This is a genomic window from Methylobacterium sp. E-041 (assembly GCF_022829665.1).
Taxonomy (GTDB): domain Bacteria; phylum Pseudomonadota; class Alphaproteobacteria; order Rhizobiales; family Beijerinckiaceae; genus Methylobacterium.
In genome coordinates this window covers 1-769 of sequence record NZ_JAKSYQ010000078.1, presented here as the reverse complement: position 1 = coordinate 769, position 769 = coordinate 1, and the positions used below count along the sequence as shown (strand labels likewise).

The window sequence follows — 769 nt, the reverse complement described above, 5'->3', positions numbered from 1 at the left end:
GGCGGCCACCCTGCAGGTGCGCGGCATCCTTTCGGAGATCCAGCGCGGCATCAACACCTCGGTGATGCTGACGGAGGAGGCGGTCAAGCGGGCGGCCACCGGCAAGGCGCGCTCCGACACGACCCAGCGCACGATCGAGGAGATCACCGCGCGGGTCGAAGAAGCGACGCAGACCTTCCAGCAGATCATCGCCTCGACCAACCAGCAGCAGCTCGGCATCGAGCAGGTGATGGGCGCCCTGCAGAACATCCGCCAGGCGAGCCAGCAGACCGCCGCCGGCACCCGCGAGGTCGAGGCGGCCTCGGCCAACCTCACCGAGCTCGCAGGAGCCCTCATGGCCCTCGCCGAACGCTACCGGCACTAGGCGCCTTTCAGCGCCTGTCTCGATGCCTGGGGCTGCGAAAACCTAGTTGCTCCGTCCTCTCCGAGAGGCCACGGGCCTGCGCAATGAACAAGTCGATCTGCACCAGCCCTTGAACGATCGCGGCGATGAGGTTGGCGTTCGCAACATCGATATGAGGCAGCCTACTCGTTTCCCGGCTACGCAAGTCGGAGAGCAGCGCCTTCATTTCATCCCGCCGTAGCCGCAGGTCCGCGAGGATAACCTCAGCCCGCGCCGCCTGCAGGCTCGTAGCTTGGCCCCCGGCCAGGAGCGCTACGGCGGCGACATCGATCCGAGCGAGAGCCGATTGCTCAGCCCCCTTCGGGCGCAATGGAATGATCTCTCTGCTCATCGTCCCGCATCCGCTTATCGGGAGACTTGTAGCCC

General features: G+C 66.2%; 2 protein-coding genes. One reads left to right on the top strand and one right to left on the bottom strand.

Annotated features, from left to right (window positions below; all coding sequences use genetic code 11):
- Positions 1-364 (top strand): methyl-accepting chemotaxis protein (locus tag MKK70_RS07880; protein ID WP_243946716.1); only part of this gene is annotated, 364 nt, incomplete at its 5' end.
- A 7-nt stretch (positions 365-371) separates the two neighbouring features.
- Here the strand turns inward: MKK70_RS07880 and MKK70_RS07875 are convergent.
- Positions 372-734, bottom strand: a complete 363-nt coding sequence (locus tag MKK70_RS07875) for a hypothetical protein (RefSeq protein ID WP_243946714.1) — start codon at positions 732-734, stop codon at positions 372-374.
- Between the last annotated feature and the right edge of the window lie 35 nt (positions 735-769).

Coding starts and splice junctions, on each gene's coding strand:
- MKK70_RS07875 (WP_243946714.1), bottom strand. CDS start 734: ATGAGCAGAGAGATCATTCCATTGCGCCCGAAGGGGGCTGAGCAATCG.